Here is a 17,911-nt window from a genome sequence, read left to right on the forward strand (position 1 = left end):
TCAGGTTTCCTGGAGTTGCATCTGTGGTACCTGCGACGGCACGACCAGCTCGGCCTCGGTTCCCGCGAGCACCTGCTGCACCGAGACGCCCGGCGCCGTTTCGAGAAGCGTCGCGCGCCCGTCCGGGAAGCCGATGGTCGCGAGTTCAGTCACGACGAGATGCACGGGGCGCAGCGAAGTCAGCGGCAAGGTGCACTCCCTGACGATCTTCGGCTTGCCCTTGGCCGTGTGTTGCATCGCGATCACGACGCGTTTGGCGCCTGTCACGAGGTCCATCGCACCACCCATTCCCGGCACCATCTTGCCGGGAACCACCCAGTTGGCGAGCCGGCCATGCACGTCGACCTGCAAGGCGCCGAGAACGGTCATGTCCACGTGCCCGCCGCGGATGAGGCCGAATGACATCGCGCTGTCGAACGTGCAGGCGCCGGGCAGCGCCGTCACCGGGTGGCCGCCGGCGTCGGTCAGCAGTCGCTCCTGCATGCCCTGTTCGGGCGCCGGGCCGGTGCCGATGAGGCCGTTCTCGGACTGGAAGTAAACGTGCATCCTTTCGGGCACGTAATTCGCCACCAGCGTCGGGATACCGATGCCGAGGTTGACCAGCATGCCGTCTCGAAGCTCGCGCGCGATTCTTCGGGCGATAAGAGTCTGTGCGTCCATGGTTGTCATAGGTTTGCGATCAGGCAGTCGACCAACGGCGCCGGGGTGATCACTGCATCGGGTGGGATGACGCCGACCGGAACGATATGCTCCGCGGCGACCATGACCGTGTCGGCGGCCGTCGCGATCACGGGATTGAAATTGCGCGCCGTCAGCGCGTAGGTGAGATTGCCGAAATAGTCGGCGAGAAACGCACCCACCAACGCGAAGTCAGCGCGCAGCGCGACCTCGACCAGGAACTGGCGACCGTCGATGGTCAGGACTTGCTTGCCCGTCTCCACTGGCGTTCCCACCCCCGTCGGCGTCAGGACGCCGCCCAGTCCGAATCCGGCTGCGCGGATGCGTTCGATCAAGGTTCCCTGCGGCACCAGGTCGACCTCCATCTCGCCGGCCAGCATGTATTGCTGCGTCTCTGGGTTCGTGCCGATGTGGCTGACGATCGCCTTCCGTATGGCCCGGGCGCTGACCAATTTGCCGATGCCGATACCCGGGGCGGCAGTGTCGTTGGCGATCACGGTCAGGTTTCGCCTGCCCTGGCGCACGAGCTCATCGACGATCCGCTCGGGCGTGCCGACGCCCATGAATCCGCCGATCATCAGGCTCGCGCCATCCGGGATCCTGGCAACCGCATCCTCGACTGACAATGTCTTCATCTTGTTCCTCACTGCAATCCCGGGTTTACATCGGCCGCCATCGCCATCGTGACCTGATCACCTGCCAGCACCGCCCGCGTGTGCTGCGCGATCATGAGCTCTTCGTTGGTGGGGATAACCCAAACGGCGACCCGACTCTCGGCGGTGCTGATGCGCGGACCCCCGGCATGGTTTGCCTCGAGGTCGAGTTCCACGCCAAGCCAGCCGGCAGCGCGACACACCCGCTCGCGCAGCATTGCGCTGTTCTCGCCGATCCCCGCCGTGAACACCATCGCATCCAGGCCCCCGAGCGCTGCGGCGAGGCCCCCGAGTTCGCGGCCGATGCGGTGAATGAAAAGATCGATCGCCGCTTTCGCACCGGGTTCGGTGCTCGCCTCGAGGACGCGCATGTCGCTGGAAATCCCGGAGACGCCGAGCAGGCCTGATTGCCGATAGAGCGTGTCCTCGATGGCTCGCGCGTCCATCCCGAGTTCGTCCATCAGGTACAGCAGCACACCAGAGTCGAGGGCGCCGCATCGCGTTCCCATCGGCAGCCCGTCGACGGCCGTAAAGCCCATCGTGCTGGCGACGCTGCGGCCGTTGGCAACGGCGCACATGCTGGCGCCGTTGCCCAGATGCATGATCACGGTCTTTCCCTGGGCGGCGCGACGGTCGCATACGGACAGTACCTGGGTGATGTACTCGTAGGAAAGCCCGTGGAAACCGTAACGGCGCACGCCCTTTTCCGTGATGGCACGAGGTAGCGCGAAGGCTTGCTCCACCTCCGGCTGATCACGATGGAATGCCGTGTCGAAGCAGGCCACCTGTGGCAGTTGCGGTGCGCTTATCAACAGCGCCCTGATCGATGCCAGGTTGTGGGGCTGGTGTAACGGCGCCAGCGGGACATACTTTTCCAGCGCTGCCAGGACGGAGGCGTCGATGCGAACCGATCGGTCGAACATCAACCCCCCGTGGACCACCCGGTGCCCGACGCCGATCAGGCGTTGATCGCCGAGATCCGCGTGCGAGAAGAGATAGTAGAGCGCACCCTCGTGACCCAGCTTGACGCCATCACCCCAGTCTTTCGCATCGAGGATCTTGCCGTCCCGATCCCTGGCGACGAAGCGGGGCGATGTGTAGAGGCCCTCGGCCTGGCCGCGTGCAGTCAGCTCGAGCGCACCGCCGACGATTCCGAACAGCGAGAACTTCAGGCTCGACGAGCCTGCATTGAGAACGGCAATGGCGTCGGCCATCTCAGGTTCCCCCTTTCGCAGCCGCTTGCCGGCGCGCTTGGGCGACCAGCGCCGCGACCGCACAGGAAGCCAGCCGCGTCATGACCGAATCGGCCCGGCTGGTGAGAATGATCGGCACCCGCGCCCCGAGCACGATGCCCGAGGCGTCCGCGTCGGCGAGAAACGAGAGACTTTTCGCGAGCATGTTGCCCGCCTCGAGATCCGGCACAACCAGCACATTGGCGCGGCCCGCAACCGGCGAGTTGATCTTCTTGATCTGGACCGACTCCAGGTTGATGGCGTTGTCGAGCGCGAGCGGTCCGTCGAGAATGGCCCCGGTGATCTGCCCGCGATCGGCCATCTTGCACAAGGCGCCGGCCTCGACCGTCGACGGCACCTTGGGATTGACCGTTTCCATCGCCGACAGGATTGCAACCCGCACTTCGTCGAACTGCAACGCATGGGCGAGGTCGACGGCGTTCTGGATGATGTCGACCTTGTCCTCCATGGTCGGCGCGATATTGACCGCCGCGTCGGTGATGATCAGCGGCTCCGGATAGGTCGGCACGTCCATCACGAAACAGTGGCTGACGCGTCTGCCGGTACGCAGCCCCGCGTCGCGCTGAACCACGGCGCCCATCAGTTCGTCGGTATGAAGGCTGCCCTTCATCAGCGCCTCTGCCTTGCCCTCACGGACGAGTGCGACCGCCTTGTCGGCCGAGGCATGGCTGTGGGGCGCGTCGACGATGCAAAGGCCGGCAATGTCGATGCGGCTTTCCTTCGCAACTGCCTCGATGCGCTGGCGCGGGCCGACCAGGATCGGCACGATCAGTCCCATCCGGCCTGCGTCGACAGCTCCTTGCAGCGAATGCTGATCGCAAGGGTGCGCGACAGCCGTTGGCGTTGGCGGCATCGATTTGCAGTACTCGATGAGGCGCCGGTATTTTTCGTGGGCCGGCGCCACAGTCCGGCCGTGCGCAGCGTCTTGCGCTGCCGCTGCAGGTGGTTTCAGGGACGTTTGCATGGCCGTCACCTCTTTGCGGTTTTCCGCACCCGCGCCACGCGCGGTGCGGGCGGCACGTCGGTGCGCAAGGTTTCGCTGATCGACTGGAGCATGGCGAGCTGCTCCGCCGACGCAGCGCTGCGCTGCACGCGCTCGTCGGCAAGCAGGCGATCGGCGAGTGTTAGGAGCCGTTTCCGATCCGCAGGCTTGGCGAGCAGCCGCGGCAGCGTGGCGAGTGCTCTTTCCCGTTCGTAGTGCACGATGATGTCCTGCTCACCGCCAATGCGGCGCCATTGTTCGGGCGTCAGGTCGGGAAGCAGGTTGGCATATTCGTGTTCCAGTTCCTGCTTGAGCGCGATCTTCGCGAGCGGAAACCGCTCGCCTCGCGGCGCCAGAAGCGAGCCAACGCGCGTCAACGCCTCGGCGTAACCACCTTCCTCGATGCTGGCGAGCGCGTCTTTGACGGCGGGCAATTGCCGCAGATCGGCAGGCTCCAGGACCGACTCGGAGTGTTCGGCCTCGCGCTTGTCCGCGAGGTAGAGCGAAAACACGTTGCCATAGGTCTGGAAGAACGCGGCCTCGCTCGTCGCGTCGCGGATGTCCCGGTAATAGTCGAGTGACGCACTGATGATTTCAGAGCCCATTTCCTCCCACTTGCGCGAGCCCGGTTCGGACCCAACGCCCTTGCGCTGCGCCTTCACGATTTGCGCGGTGGGCCCGAGCCACATCAGCCAGGGATTCAGGTCGGACACTGCCCAGCGTTGTACGCGCAGGGGGTGCAGCTGACGGATGAGCTTCGCACTCGACTCGCTTGACATCGACTGGACCAGCGGTTGCAGGAACAGCTCGTAGGCGCGTTGGTTGAACTCCGAGATCTGCGCCACAGCCTCGAACGGCTTCTCGTCGGCGCGCTTGAACCGGTTCAAACGCACGGCGATCTCCTCGAGTTCGCGCTCATTGAATTCGACTTCGTATTCAACCTTTCCGTCGTCGCTCTTGATTTCTCGGATGGCCATCTCGTACAGGCCCGGCGGCAGCGCCTCGATCGACTGGAGAACTGAAACGATCTGCGCGTGTTCCTTCTGGGCCACCTTGCCAGCGACAAAGATGCCGAGATGGCCGATGCTTTCATGCACGAGCCCGACGATGACCTGGCCGCATGCCTTGATTTCGTCGGTCGACCCGTAAACGTCGGCAACCCAGTTGAAGGCCTGCTGCGGGGGCGTGATGTTGTCGCCCATCGATGCGAAGAGAACGATCGGAGCCTTGATCTGGCGCAGATCGAAGACCTTGCCGCCCTTGGCTTTCGTCGTCCCGGACCAGAGCTTGTTGCCGACAAAGAGATTGCGCGTGATCCACTCGATCTCCTCGCGGTTCATCAAGTAGAAGCCTCCCCAATAGCGTTCGAACTCCAGGAATCGCGGCGGCTCGGTATCGATGTTGGCGAAGAGGTGGTAGTACTTGTTCCAGAGCGTGTTCGCAGGGTTGAGGTTTTCGAAGTTCTCGACCAGGTAGGCGCCATCGAAGACGCCGGCGCCCAGGTCTGCGCTGAACGACGACAGCCATGTGCCGCCGAGCATTCCGCCCGAATAGCGCATCGGGTTGTTGCCTGCGCCTTCCTGCCAGGCGCCTCCCCAATAGGACATGGGTGCGCCATTGATGACGATCGGGCCGGTATCCTCGGGCTTGGCCGCGGCCAGCATCATCGCGGCCCACCCGCCCTGGCAGTTGCCGATGATGGCCGGCTTCTCGCTGTCGGGATGAAGCTCGCGCACCTTGTGGATGAACTGTTGCTCAGCCTCGCAGACGTCGAGCAGCGTCTGCCCCGGCTCCGGTTGTGGAAAGAAGATGACGAAGTACACCGGATGGCCCGCGCGCAGCGCCACACCGACCTGCGAGTCGTCCTTGAAGCCGCCGATTCCCGGGCCATGGCCAGCCCGCGGGTCGATGATGACGTAAGGACGCCGTCCGGGATCCACGGTCACGCCTTCGGGCGGCACGATCCTGACCAGCGCGTAATTGACCGGCCGCGCGAACTGTCGCGCATCGAGCACCATATCGAAATCGAAGTGCAACACCGGCGGCATGCCCTTTGCCTCGTGCTCGATGAAGTTGTTGCCACGTTGGCGCAGCGTGTCCCAGAACAAGATCGAGCGTTGGGCGAAGTCGCTCGCATAGGCACTCCCCAGCGCCCAGGCATCCCAGGGCGCGGGGGGCCTGGCACCCTGCTCGGCGAAGGTGTCGGCCTGCGTTCGCCGCACACGTTCGATCAGTCTTTCGCTCGCCGATTTCGTGCGTTCCTGAAATAGGAGCGATACCTTCGCTTGGATGTCTTGGCTCATAGCCAGATGCTTAGGGGCGTTCAAATGAATTCTCCAATGGTCAAAGTCAAAGGCGAGTTGAAAGTCGCGGCATCGGATGTTTCGCGTGGATTCGGGGTGGTGTGAGCGTAGGGCGCATTGCGCACGAAGTCGTCAGCGTTGCGTCGGCATTCGGTCGCCATATCGAGTGCTCCTGCGCCCTCGCCGGTTCCGGCGCCCGCGCCCAGTCCTCAACGAAGGGTCGCCCGTCAAATCGCGAATGGTCGGGCCCATAAGGGCGCCGAACATCGACCAAACGCCGACTCTTCGCTGACGACTTCATCCGCACCGGGCCCTACGCTCACGCCATCTCGAAATCACGCCAGATCCATCCGATGCCGCGACTTTCAACTTTCATTCCGCTGACCCGCCACGCGGGTCAGACCACCTGGCTCCATCCGGATCGAGCCGCCACCTGCGTCGTTGCGGCGCTCGCTGCATCGATCGGTCTGCTGATCTCCGGGTGTTCGACCCCCGTGGCCAAGCCGGAGGTGGATGTGCCCGCCAGCTTCGCCGCGACGCCGGCCTCCGCCATGGAGCCGGAGGCCGCCTGGTGGGACAGCTTCCACGATCCGGTGCTTGCCGAGCTGGTGCGACGGGCCGAGCGCGAAAACCGCGACGTAAAGATCGCCGCCGAACGCCTGTCCGCCGCGCGTGCGGGCGTGACCGTGAGCCGCTCCTTCCTGGCGCCCAGTGTGAGTGCCACCGCCTCGGCGAGCGATCGCAAGAGCGGCTACGGCGACGTCATCAAGCAGCAGATGCCCGACACCAGGAGCGGGAGCGCGGGTCTCGACGTCTCATGGGAGATCGACCTCAGCGGCCGCCTGCGCGCGGGCGCGGCCGCAGCCTCGGCCGACGCGCTGGCGGTGGAAGACGGCTTGCGCGGCGTTCGCCTGCTGGTCATGACCGATGTCGCCACCAACTATTTCACGCTGGTCGGTGCGCTTCGCCAACTCGACACCCTGCGTGCGATCTCCGCCGCCCACGACGAGACGCTCCGGTTGGTGAGGGCGCGCAACCGCGCGGGCCTGGCGACTCCCTTTGACGTGGAGCGCGCGCAGACCGAGGCCGAATCGGCGCGCGCGCAGATCCCGCCACTGGAGACGATCGCTGCCGTCTCCCGGCATCGCATCGCGGTGCTGGTCGGCGATCAGGCCTTCAATGCCGCGCAAATCGACCCCTGGCGCGGCGACGTGGTCGTGCCGGAGGCTCGGCCAGGCCAACCCGCCACGCTGCTCGAGCGGCGGCCGGACGTGCTTGCCCTGATGGCACAGCTCGATGCAGCCAATGCGCGCCGCCAGCAGGCCGCGGCCGAATGGTTTCCGCGGCTCTTTCTCGATGCATCGTTCGGGCGCCAGAACCTGGAGCTCAACGGTGTCGGCATCGGATCGGCCCGCTACACCAACGTGGCGGGCCTGCTCGCGATGCCGCTCTTCAACGCGGGCCGCACACGCGCCATCAACGACATCGCAGAAAGCGGCCAGCGCGAGGCGCTGCTGCGCGCCGAGGACGGGATGGTGCGCGCGCTGGAGGACGTGGAGAACGCGCTCGTCACGCTCTCCTCCCAGCGCCAGCGCTCGCAGTCGCTGCAGGCGGCCGCCACGTCGGCCGACTCGGCCCTGGGGCGCGCCCAGTCGCTCTACGACCGCGGGCAGATCGACCTGCTGCCGCTGCTCGATTCCCAACGCACGCGCCTGCAGGTGCGCCTGGCTGCCAACGACAGCAACACCCAGCTGCTGCTCGACAGCGTGCAGCTCTACAAGGCGCTGGGCGGCGGCTGGCAAGTGTTCGAGCCCGCCGAGTCCGCACAACCCTCTGCCGCCGACGCCGCTCGGGCGTCGCAATCCTGAAAACCCGTCGCCTTCCTCGAGGAACTGTCTTGAAACACTCTCTTTCCGCGGCCGGCGCCCTGGCCGTCGCCGCCATGCTCTCTGCATGCAGCTCCCATACGCCGCCCGTCGAGGCGCCGCGGCCGGTCCGCATGACCGAGATCCGCTACGACACCGCCCGTGAATCCAACCGCTACGCCGCCACGGTGCAGTCCCGCTACGAGGTCGACCAGGCCTTTCGCGTGGGCGGCAAGGTCGTGCAGCGCAAGGTCGAGGTGGGCCAGTCCGTGCACGAAGGCGACGTGATCGCCGTGCTCGACGACGCCGACTACCGGCTCGCCGAGGAAGCCGCACGGCAGCAATGGCAATCCGCCGCGACCCAGGCGCGACAGGCGGAATCGGACCGCAAGCGCCTGGGCAACCTGAAGGCCGACGGCTCGGTGAGCGTGTCGGACGACGAGCGCGCGACGAGCGGCGCCCAGACCGCGCAGGCCGCCGAGGAGGCGCAGGCGCGCCAGCTCGAGCTCGCCCGCAACCGCTTGAAGTACACGACCCTGCGCGCATCGCGCAGCGGCGTGGTCACGGCGGTGCGCTTCGAGGTGGGCCAGGTGGTCCCCGAGGGCCAGCCGGTGGTCGCGATCGCCGACCCCGGCGTGCCGGAGATCGTGGTGGACGTGCCCGAGGACCAGTTGGCGACCTTCAGGCAGGCGAAATTCAAGGCCATGCTGGCGAGTGCGCCGAACGAGAGCTTCGATGTGACGCTGCGTGAGCTCGCGCCCCAGGCCGCGGCGCAGACGCGCACCTACCGCGCGCGGCTGAAGCCCGACGGCGCGAGGCCGCTACCGCTGGGCGCGACGGCCACGCTGGTGAGCGACCGCACGATGTCGGAGACGCCGGTGGCATCCCTCCCGGCCAGCGCGCTCACGCAATCCAACGGCCAGCCCGCGGTATGGGTGGTCAAGCCCGCCGGCAAGGAGGCGGTGGGAACCGTGGAGCTCGTGTCCGTGAAGGTGCACGGCTATCGCAACGAGGACATGCTGGTCTCCGGGCCGAAGGCGGGCGACCAGGTCGTCACCGCGGGGGTGCAGAAGATGGCCCCCGGATTGAAGGTGGCGCTGCCCGGTTCGGTCATGGCTGAAGCCGACAACGCACAGCAGGCCGCCCGATGAACGACTTCAACCTCACGGAATGGGCGCTCAAGCACCGCGCCTTCGTCCTGTTCATGCTGCTCGTCGTCGCGGTCGCCGGCGTCTTCAGCTTCAAGAAGCTGGGCCAGCTCGAAGACCCCAACTTCTCCGTTCCCTCGATGACCGCCATGGTCGTCTGGCCCGGCGCCACCGCCCAGCAGATGCAGGACGAGGTGCTCAACCGCATGGAGAAGAAGTTCGAGCAGATCGACCACTTCGAGAAGGTCGTCACTTTCGCGCGGCAGGGCTTCGGAGGCATGACGCTCACCGTGAAGGGTGGCACCTCCAGCGCCGCCCAGCGTGAAGCCTGGTACCAGGCGCGCAAGAAGCTCAACGACCTGCGCCTGGAGATGCCCGACGGCGTGATCGGGCCGATCGTCAACGACGAATACGGCGACGTCTACAGCCTCATGTATGCCGTCAAGGGCGACGGATTCAGCCATGCCGACCTGTCCGACATCGCCGAGGACATCAAGCGCAGCATGTTGAAGGTGCCGATGGTCAAAAAGGTCGACGTGGTCGGCAAGCAGGCCAAGCGCATCTACATCGAGTTCTCCAACGAACGCCTGGCCACGCTAGGCATCACGCCGCTGGCCATCGCCGAAAGCCTGAAGAGCCAGAACGCGATGCAGCCCTCCGGCCAGTTCGACACCCAGGGTGACCGTGTGATGGTGCGCGTGAGCGGCCAGTTCGCGAGCCTGGACGACATCCGCAACGTGCCGGTCGCGGCCGGCGGCCGCACGATCAAGCTCGGCGACATCGCGACCGTCACGCGCGGCTACGAGGACCCGCCGACCTACACCGTGCGCCACAACGGCCAGCCGGTGCTGATGCTGGCCATCTCGATGACGAGCGACGGCAACGTCGTCGAGCTCGGCAAGGCGATGGAGACCGCCGTCGCGAAGATCCAGTCCGAGCTGCCGCACGGCGTGGAGCTCGAACGCGTGGCCGACCAGCCCACCACCGTGAAGGATGCGGTCTGGGACTTCGAGCGCTCGCTCATGGAGGCGTTGGTCATCGTGATCGCAGTCAGCCTGGCGAGCCTCGGCTGGCGCGCCGGCCTGGTGGTGGCGACCTCGGTGCCGCTGGTGCTGGGCGGCGTGGCGGTGGTGATGCTGGCGATGGGCTGGAATCTCGAGCGCATCTCGCTGGGCTCGCTGATCATCGCGCTGGGCCTGCTGGTGGACGACGCGATCATCGCGATCGAGATGATGGTCTCGAAGATGGAAGTGGGCTGGGACCGCGAGAAGGCGGCCGCCTTCTCCTACTCGGCCACCGCGATGCCGCGCCTGACCGGCGCACTGATCACCGCCGCGGGCTTCATGCCGATCGGATTCTCGAAGTCGACCACCGGCGAGTACGCGGGCGGCATCTTCTGGATCGTCGGCGCCGCGGTCCTTTTCTCATGGCTCTGCTCGGGCATCTTCACGCCCTATCTCGCGGCGAAGATGCTGCCGGCCGATTTCGGCAAGCACCATCACGGCGGCGATCCGTACGACAGCAAGTTCTATCGCAAGCTGCGGGGGCTGATCGAAATGGCGATCGACCACCGCTGGCTCGTGATCGCCGCGACCGTGGGTGCGCTCGTGCTCGCCCTGGCCGGCATGAAGCTGGTGCCGCAGCAGTTCTTCCCCAACAGCTCGCGCCCCGAGCTGCTGATCGACCTGCGACTGAAGGAAGGCGCGTCGTTCCAGGCCACGACCGAGCAGGTCAAGCACATGGAAGCGGTGCTGGCCAAGGAAGAGGACGTCAGGTTCTTCACCGCCTACACCGGCGCCGGCGCTCCCCGCTTCTACCTGGCGCTCAACCCGGAACTGCCGAACCCCGGCTTCGCGCAGTTCGTCGTGATGACCAAGGACATGGCGGCCCGCGAGCGCGTGCGCTCCAAGCTGATGGCCGGCGTCGGTACGGAGTTTCCGCAGGCGTGGATCCGGGTTACCCGGCTGGAGATGGGGCCTTCGGTGGGCTACCCCGTGCAGTTCCGCGTCGTCGGCCCCGATAAGCAGGTGGTGCGCAACATCGCTCGCGAGGTCGAGCACTTGATGCGCGCAAGCCCGAAGCTGCGCGACGTGCAGCTTGACTGGAACGACCCGGTGCGCGCGCTGAAGGTGGATCTCGACCAGGACAAGGCGCGTGCGCTCGGGCTCACGCCGGCCGATGTCTCGCTGGTGACCCAGAGCGTGATGAACGGCGCGACGCTATCGCAGCTGCGCGAGCACGAGGACCTCGTCGACATCGTGGCCCGCGCCGTGCCGGGCGACCGCCTGAACGTCGACACGCTGAAGGACATCAACCTTCACACGCGCCAGGGCACGGTGGTTCCGCTGTCGCAGGTCGCCACTGTGCGCTCCGAGATGGAAGAGCCGGTGCTGTGGCGCCGCAACCGCGACATGGCGATCACCGTGCGCGCCGATGCGATCGACGGCGAGCAGCCCGTGTCCGTGACGCAGGAGATCCGTCCGCTGCTGAAGGACATCGAGGCGAAGCTGCCGTCCGGCTACCGAATCGATGTCGGTGGCGCCGTCGAGGAAAGCGACAAGGCCAACGAGGCGCTGATGGCGGTCGCCCCGATGATGCTGCTGACCATCCTGGTCCTCCTGATGCTTCAATTGCAGGACTTCTCCCGCATGTGGATGGTGATGCTGACGGCGCCGCTGGGCCTGATCGGCGTGGTGCCGGCGCTGCTGGCGTTCCAGGCGCCGCTGGGCTTCGTGGCGATCCTCGGCAATATCGCGCTGGGCGGCATGATCATGCGCAACTCGGTGATCCTGATCGACCAGGTGCAGACCGAGATTGCCGAAGGCCGCGACCCGTGGAACGCTGTGCTGGACGCGGCCATCCACCGGACGCGCCCGGTGGTGCTCACGGCGCTGGCCACCGTGCTCGCGATGGTGCCGCTGACGCGCAGCGTGTTCTGGGGTCCGATGGCGATCGCGATCATGGGCGGCCTGACGGTTGCGACCTTGTTGACGATCTTCTTCGTGCCGGCGCTGTACGCGGCCTGGTTCAAGGTCCGCCGCGACAGCCCGCAGCCGCAGGCCGCCGGGCTGCCACAAGCGGCCCCTGCCCACTGACCCGGCACGAGGCCGACCATGATCGCCCGTATTCCCCGCGCAGCAGCGGCCGGCCTCGCGCTGCTGCTGTTGACGGCCTGCGCGTCGACACGCCCGTGGATCAACCACCCGGCCGCAGTCGGCGCGGAGGTGGTGCAGGAAGGCACTCTCGCGCCGGCGCCGCGGCCCATCGTCGGCGCCGTCACCCTCTCGGGCGGCGGCGCGCGCGCCGCGGCCTTCGGGCTCGGCGTCCTGCAGGAGCTGAAGGCTACGCGCTACGAGATGGACGGCCGCGAGACCACGCTGCTCGACGAGGTCGGACTGATCAGCGGCGTGTCGGGCGGCAGCGTCCTTGCAAGCTACTACGCCGCCTTCGGCGACGAAACGTTCGAGCGCTTCGAACGCGACTTCCTCCTGGTGAACTTCCAAACCGGCCTGATCCGGCAGGCCACGTCGCCCGGGACGCTGTACCGCCTGTCGTCGCCCTGGTACGGACGCAGCAATGTGCTGGCACAGCGCCTCGAGGGCGTGTTCCGCGGAGAGACCTTCGGGGACGTGCGCAAGCGGCGCCCCTGGCCCCGCCTGCTGGTGACGGCCACCGACCTCACGACGGGCGCGCCGTTCGAGTTCACGCCAGAGCAGTTCTCGCTGATCTGCTCTGACCTCGATTCGGTGCCGCTGTCGGTCGCCGTGGCCGCATCTTCCTCGGTCCCGCTGCTGCTCAGCCCCATGACACTGCGCAATTACGGCGGCACCTGCGCGCCGCCGGCCCGCCATCCCGATGCGGACGAATCGCATCGCAACCTGTCCGCACGATTCCTGCGGATGATCGCGGACAGCTACAGCAACGCGCAGCAGCGACCGTACATCCACCTCGTGGACGGCGGGCTCGCCGACAACCTGGGCGTGCGCGGCCTGGTGGATCACGTGACCGCCAGCGGCTCCCTGCACGAGAGCTTTCACCAACTGCCGACCGGATCGGTGCACAAGATCGTCCTCGTCGTCGTGGATTCGGAACGCGACCTGGCCGACCGCATCGACGAGAGCGAGCGGGTGCCGAGCACGGCGCAGGTGCTCGACGCCATGATCTTCGGCGCGGGATCGCGCTGGACGGCGGAGACCACCGAGATCGTCAAGGAGACCGCGCGCCGAGCGGCGGAGGAAGTGCGGGCGGCACGCGGCCGCGACGGCAGCGCGTTCGCGCCAGACGCCGAGGTCTTTGTCATCAATCTGCGGCTGCGGGACCTGCAGGATGCGCGGACGCGCCAGCGGCTGCTCCAGGTGCCGACTGCCTTCGAGATCCTGCCGTCCGATTCACGCCAGCTCCAGGCTGCGGGACGCGAAGTGCTGCGCGCTTCCCCCGAGTTCCAGCGCTTGCGGCGCAGCCTGGGACTGGACGCCGGCTTCGCCGCGGCCGCCCATGCCGAACCGGAGCGCAACTGACCCATGGAGCCGAACCTCATTCGCCGGCACCTCTCGATCCGCTGGCTGGTGCCCGCCACCTGTGCCATCGCGCTGCTGCATTTCGGGCGCGACGTGCTGCAGCCCATGACCGTGGCCGGCATGCTGACGCTGGCGATTGCGCCGCTCGTGCGACGCCTGCGGCACCTGGGCCTCGGGCGCACGGCCGCCACGCTGGCGGGCGTCGTGCTGGTGGCATGCACCGCCGTCGCGGCGCTCTTGGTGCTCGCTTACCAGCTGGCCCAGGTGGCTGCCGATCTGCCGCAGTATCGCGCAGCCATCGTGGACAAGATCGAACAGGCGCGCGAACACACGGTCCGCCCGGCGGAGAAGCTGAGCGCCGAACTGGCTGCGCTGGTGCCGCTGGGCGACCAGGCGAACGGCAGGCGAGGGGCGGCGGGCCACGCGTCCGTGCATGAGCCGAAGAGCGTGGAGGTGGTGCCGGCGCCGCCCTCGCCGGGCCAGCCCGTCAGCCGCCTGCTCGGGTCCGCCTGGCACGCGGCCGCTGCCGGCGGCCTCGTCCTCGTCCTGCTCGTGTTCAGCCTGCTGGACCAGGACGGGCTGCGCGACCGCCTGCTGCGCCTTGCGGGTCGTTCGGAGCTGGCCACCACGCTGCAGGCGCTGGTGGACGCCGCGAACGGCGTCTCCCGTTTCTTCGTGAGCCAGTGCACCGTGAACCTGTGCTTCGGCATCGTCGTGGGCATCACACTCTGGGCGCTCGGCCTTCCGCACGCGGCGTTGTTCGGGGCGCTCGCCGCCAGCCTGCGCTTCGTGCCCTACGTGGGCATCCTCGCGGCGGGCGGGGTGATCGCCGGCTTCGCGGCCGCGGTGGACCCGGGCTGGTCGCTCATGCTCGCGGCGCTGGCGCTCCTGGTCCTGCTGGAGCTCGGCGTCGCCTACGTGGTCGAACCGCATGTGTACGGCCACAGCAGCGGGCTCGCGCCCGTGGGCATCATCGTGTCGGCGCTGTTCTGGAGCGCCGTCTGGGGCCCCGTCGGCCTGGTCCTCTCGACGCCGCTCACGCTCTGCCTCGTGGTCGCGGGGCGGCACATGCGCGCGCTGGAACCGATCACCATCTTCTTTGCCGAGAGCCCCGGGATCACGCGGGCGCAGCGCCTCTATCACGGCGTGTTCTCCGGCGACCTGCGCGAACTCGAGGAAGACGGCCGCAACTATCTGCGCCGGCGCAGCTTCGCGTCCTATTGCGACCACCTCCTGCTGCCGGCCGCCGCCCTGGCGGCAGACGACTATCGCGCCAAGCGCATCGGCGAGCAGCAGTTGCAGGCGCTGCGCCTCACCCTCGTCGGCCTGGTCGAATCGCTGACAGTCGCCAAGGCAAGCCGCCGCGGCGCCCGCCGGCCGCGCGCGGCGACCATCGTGGAAGCCAACCTCGGCGCCCACCTCCGCCTGATGCGGGAAGCCCGCCTCGGCCGCTGGCAAGGCCCCTTGGAAGGCCCTTCGGCGCCGATCGTCCTGTGCGCCAGCCTGGCGTCCGAGCGCGATGAATTCGAGGCCGAGCTGCTGGTACGTGCGCTCACCGAGGCGGGCGTCGATGCCAGGAGCGTGACGCTGCCGCACCAGCCCGACCCGCAGGAGGCGGAATCGGGCGTGGCCGGGCGCATCACGACGGTGTTCGCCTCGTATCCGGAAGACGCCACGCTCGAGCAATGGCGCAGCGCCTGCCGCGAGTTGCGCAGCCATCTGCCGCGGGCCGTGCTGGCCACCGTACGGCTGCCGCTGGACCTTGGCGGGCCCGATGAAAAAGCCATCCAGGGCGAGGTGGACCTCGTGCTGCGCTCCTTTGCCGAGGCGATCGCCTTCGTGCAGGCGGGCACCACGGCCCACGGCAGCCACATATCCCCATGAACAGGAACATCTTCACCAAGGCGCTGTCCAGCCTTCCCGTCCTGGTCGGCTGCGCGGCGCTACTCGCCGGCTGCGCCAGCGCACCGCCCGACGCAGAATGCGATCCCCTGGAGCAAACCAACCGCGAAGTAGGCAAGGCGAACGAGGCCTTCGACAGCGCCGCGCTCAAGCCGGCGGCAAAAGCCTACGAGCGCACCGTGCCCCGGCTGGTGCGTCTAGGGGTCGCGAATTTCTTCGCCAACCTGCACGACCCGTGGTCCGCCGCGAACAACCTGGCGCAGCTCAAGCCCGGCTACGCGGCCCAGGACACCATGCGGTTCGCCGTGAACACGGTGTTCGGGCTCGGCGGCGTGCTGGACATCGCGACCGATGCGGGGATCGAGCGGCACAAGCAGGACTTCGGCACGACCCTAGACAGCCGTCTGGGGCGTTCCCGCCGGTCCGTACATCGTGCTGCCGCTGCTCGGACCCTCGACCCTGCGCGACACGCTGGCGCTGCCGGTGGACTGGGTCGGCGATCCGCTCACCTACATGACGCCCGTCGTCGGTCGCGATGCGTTGCTCGCGGGAACGGCCGTGGACGCCCGCGCCCGCCTGCTGCCGGTGGATCCGGTCCTCGATGGCGCGCTCGACCGGTACACGATGGTGCGTGACGGCTTCCTGCAGCACCGGAACGCGCTCGTGCATGACGCGGCCGGCGGCGGGCCACTGCAGGAGGGGCAGGCGGATGCGGAAGAGCCACCTTCGAGCGAACCGGCCGCAAGCATCTCCGCAGCCGCGCAGCGGGAAGCGGTCCTGTCGCAATAGACGCGCGACCGGGAGAAGGTGCCTGCAGCGGGCCACGGCGGCTGCAAGTTCGGGCGCAAGCTGGCCTCGCGCAAAGAGCCACAATTCCATCATTAGTCGTTTTGACGCTGGAAGATCGGCATGCGCAAGCTTCACGCGGTCTCGAAGATCAAGAAGCGCATTCCTGACAGCGGGCGCATCGAGTCCGATGAGTCATCGCGCTAGGGCGTTCCCCCCTGGCACCGCGTCAAAGCCTCGCGCGCCCCCAAGTCCTGGGGGCGTCCTCTCGTTGACTGGCCGCACGAAACGGCGACCGAACGGTGACCGTTCTCTGAGGACTTCCCGCCCTCGCGGAACTAAGCTGCGGGCTGATCCAAACCCGGACTCTCGCAGGACGGCTCGAAGAACCTCGTCACAGGCCGACGGGCGCTGATCGGCTCGCGCGCGAGCGAGCTGGCACCCATCTGCCGCGCGCGGCAGGTGCAGTCTTTGCTTGGTCCAATCCCTTTCATTCACTGGAGTCAGATCCTTGAGCAACTTCACGACCCGCGCCGCGATTCGCGCGTTCCTGGCGGGCATCGGCACGATCGCGGGCCTCGTCGTCGGCGCCGGCGGCGCCGATGCGCAGGAATTGGCGCGGCCCACATCCTTCTTCGTCCAGCTGGGCAACGCCAACAGCACCAACAGTGTCACGGGTGGCCTCGACTGGGACTGGGACCGAAAGTGGGACCTCGGATCGGGGCAGCTCAGCGGCTACTACGAAGGCTTCCTTTCCGTGTGGTCGTATCCCGATGGGACCGCCCCGGGTCACACGCAGCTCGCCCAGGTGGGCTTGACGCCGGTGTTCCGCTGGACGCCTTCGCATGGCGCGTCGCCATGGTTCGTCGAAGGCGGCATCGGCCTGACCCTGACCTCGAAGCTCTATCAGCCCGTAGGCAAGCGGTTCTCGACCGCTTTCAATTTCGGCGACCAGATCGCCGTGGGGCGCCGCTTCGGCGACGAGGGCCGGCATGAGGTCTCGCTGCGGCTGCAGCACTTCTCGAACGGCGCGATCAAGCATCCCAATCCGGGCGAGAACTTCTGCGAAGTCCGGTACGCGTATCGCTTCCAGTGACTGCCGCACAGTGCCCACGAAGACCGCGACCCCCGCAAGTCATTGCCATTCCTGCGCCATCCGCCATGCATGCGTGCTGGGCCAGCTCGGAGAGGCAGAGCGCGCCCTGATCCAGCCGCAGATTCGCCAGTGCATCCTCCACCGCGGCGATGTGCTCGTCGAGGAGGGCAAGGTCACGCGCGTCGTGCGCATCCTCAAGCTGGGGATGGCCTTTGCCTACCGCCGCGGCCTGGACGGCCGTTCACGGCCGATCGGGATGCTCCACCGTGGCAATGCGCTCGGGATCTTCGGCATGTTCGACAACCCGAACCAGGCCTCGGGTGTCGCCCTGACCACTGTCCTCGTCTGCGAGGTTCCGATCGATGCCTTGCGCGAGATGAGCGCGTCCAGGACGGCGCTGCTCGTCCATCTGGTGCGAGCGCTCATCGGGAACTTCGCCGCCATGGCCGCCTGGTCGGAAGCCATGAGGCTGTCGGGCGTGACGAACCAGCTCGCCTACGTCGTCCTGCTGCTGGCGGATGCGAGCAAGTCCCCGGTGGTGGAACTCCCGAGCCATTCGGACCTGGCCGAGATGCTGGGCACCCGGCGCGAAACGATCGCACGTGCCCTGGCCACGCTCGACGACGAAGGCAGCATCCGCCGGCTGGAGCGAAAGCGCTGCGAGGTCCATCGCGGCCGGCTGCTCGCGCGCCTCGCGCAAGGGCGCGACGACGAACCCAAGTGATGTT

The 17,911-nt window shown here is 67.3% G+C and carries 13 protein-coding genes and 1 pseudogene; 9 read left to right on the forward strand and 5 right to left on the reverse strand.

Going from position 1 to position 17,911, the window contains the following annotated elements:
* From VAR608DRAFT_RS28175 to VAR608DRAFT_RS28195, 5 genes are all read right to left on the reverse strand, one after another.
* Window positions 1-660 carry a 3-oxoacid CoA-transferase subunit B gene (locus tag VAR608DRAFT_RS28175; protein WP_088959019.1) on the reverse strand — a complete coding sequence of 220 codons (660 nt, stop codon included), beginning with the start codon at window positions 658-660 and terminating at the stop codon, window positions 1-3.
* Between the two features lie 5 nt (window positions 661-665).
* On the reverse strand, window positions 666-1,313 hold the full coding sequence (locus VAR608DRAFT_RS28180; RefSeq protein WP_088957074.1) for a CoA transferase subunit A: 648 nt from the start codon (window positions 1,311-1,313) through the stop codon (window positions 666-668).
* Window positions 1,314-1,321: 8 nt separating this feature from the next.
* Complete coding sequence (locus VAR608DRAFT_RS28185; RefSeq protein WP_088957075.1) at window positions 1,322-2,545, reverse strand: acetate/propionate family kinase; 1,224 nt, start codon at window positions 2,543-2,545, stop codon at window positions 1,322-1,324.
* Window position 2,546: 1 nt separating this feature from the next.
* A complete protein-coding gene (locus VAR608DRAFT_RS28190) occupies window positions 2,547-3,488 on the reverse strand; it encodes a phosphate acetyltransferase (RefSeq protein ID WP_088957076.1) in 942 nt (313 codons plus the stop codon).
* 65 nt (window positions 3,489-3,553) lie between these two features.
* Window positions 3,554-5,893, reverse strand: coding sequence for a DUF3141 domain-containing protein (locus tag VAR608DRAFT_RS28195; protein ID WP_443082897.1), 2,340 nt, complete (start codon window positions 5,891-5,893; stop codon window positions 3,554-3,556).
* A 329-nt stretch (window positions 5,894-6,222) separates the two neighbouring features.
* Between VAR608DRAFT_RS28195 and VAR608DRAFT_RS28200 the strand changes: the two genes are divergently transcribed.
* From VAR608DRAFT_RS28200 to VAR608DRAFT_RS28235, 9 genes and pseudogenes are all read left to right on the forward strand, one after another.
* Window positions 6,223-7,737: an efflux transporter outer membrane subunit gene (locus VAR608DRAFT_RS28200; RefSeq protein WP_088957078.1), complete on the forward strand. Its 1,515-nt coding sequence runs from the start codon at window positions 6,223-6,225 to the stop codon at window positions 7,735-7,737.
* A 29-nt stretch (window positions 7,738-7,766) separates the two neighbouring features.
* Window positions 7,767-8,885 (forward strand): efflux RND transporter periplasmic adaptor subunit, encoded by a 1,119-nt coding sequence (locus VAR608DRAFT_RS28205; RefSeq protein WP_088957079.1) that lies wholly within the window; start codon window positions 7,767-7,769, stop codon window positions 8,883-8,885.
* Entirely contained in the window at window positions 8,882-11,977 is a 3,096-nt protein-coding gene (locus tag VAR608DRAFT_RS28210) for an efflux RND transporter permease subunit (protein WP_088957080.1), read from the forward strand. Before VAR608DRAFT_RS28205 ends, VAR608DRAFT_RS28210 begins: the two co-directional genes overlap by 4 nt.
* 18 nt (window positions 11,978-11,995) lie before the next feature.
* Complete coding sequence (locus VAR608DRAFT_RS28215; protein ID WP_088957081.1) at window positions 11,996-13,399, forward strand: patatin-like phospholipase family protein; 1,404 nt, start codon at window positions 11,996-11,998, stop codon at window positions 13,397-13,399.
* Between the two features lie 3 nt (window positions 13,400-13,402).
* Window positions 13,403-15,283: an AI-2E family transporter gene (locus VAR608DRAFT_RS28220; protein ID WP_088957082.1), complete on the forward strand. Its 1,881-nt coding sequence runs from the start codon at window positions 13,403-13,405 to the stop codon at window positions 15,281-15,283.
* Window positions 15,280-15,636: pseudogene (locus VAR608DRAFT_RS38310) on the forward strand (MlaA family lipoprotein); the annotation flags it as partial. The gene VAR608DRAFT_RS28220 and the pseudogene VAR608DRAFT_RS38310, both read left to right, overlap by 4 nt.
* A gap of 97 nt (window positions 15,637-15,733) precedes the next feature.
* On the forward strand, window positions 15,734-16,090 hold the full coding sequence (locus VAR608DRAFT_RS38315; RefSeq protein WP_269458501.1) for an MlaA family lipoprotein: 357 nt from the start codon (window positions 15,734-15,736) through the stop codon (window positions 16,088-16,090).
* Between the two features lie 508 nt (window positions 16,091-16,598).
* Window positions 16,599-17,183 carry an acyloxyacyl hydrolase gene (locus VAR608DRAFT_RS28230; protein ID WP_157731137.1) on the forward strand — a complete coding sequence of 195 codons (585 nt, stop codon included), beginning with the start codon at window positions 16,599-16,601 and terminating at the stop codon, window positions 17,181-17,183.
* A 10-nt stretch (window positions 17,184-17,193) separates the two neighbouring features.
* Window positions 17,194-17,907, forward strand: coding sequence for a Crp/Fnr family transcriptional regulator (locus VAR608DRAFT_RS28235; protein ID WP_172843910.1), 714 nt, complete (start codon window positions 17,194-17,196; stop codon window positions 17,905-17,907).
* Window positions 17,908-17,911: the final 4 nt, after the last annotated feature.

It is taken from the genome of Variovorax sp. HW608 (assembly GCF_900090195.1).
Taxonomy (GTDB): domain Bacteria; phylum Pseudomonadota; class Gammaproteobacteria; order Burkholderiales; family Burkholderiaceae_C; genus Variovorax.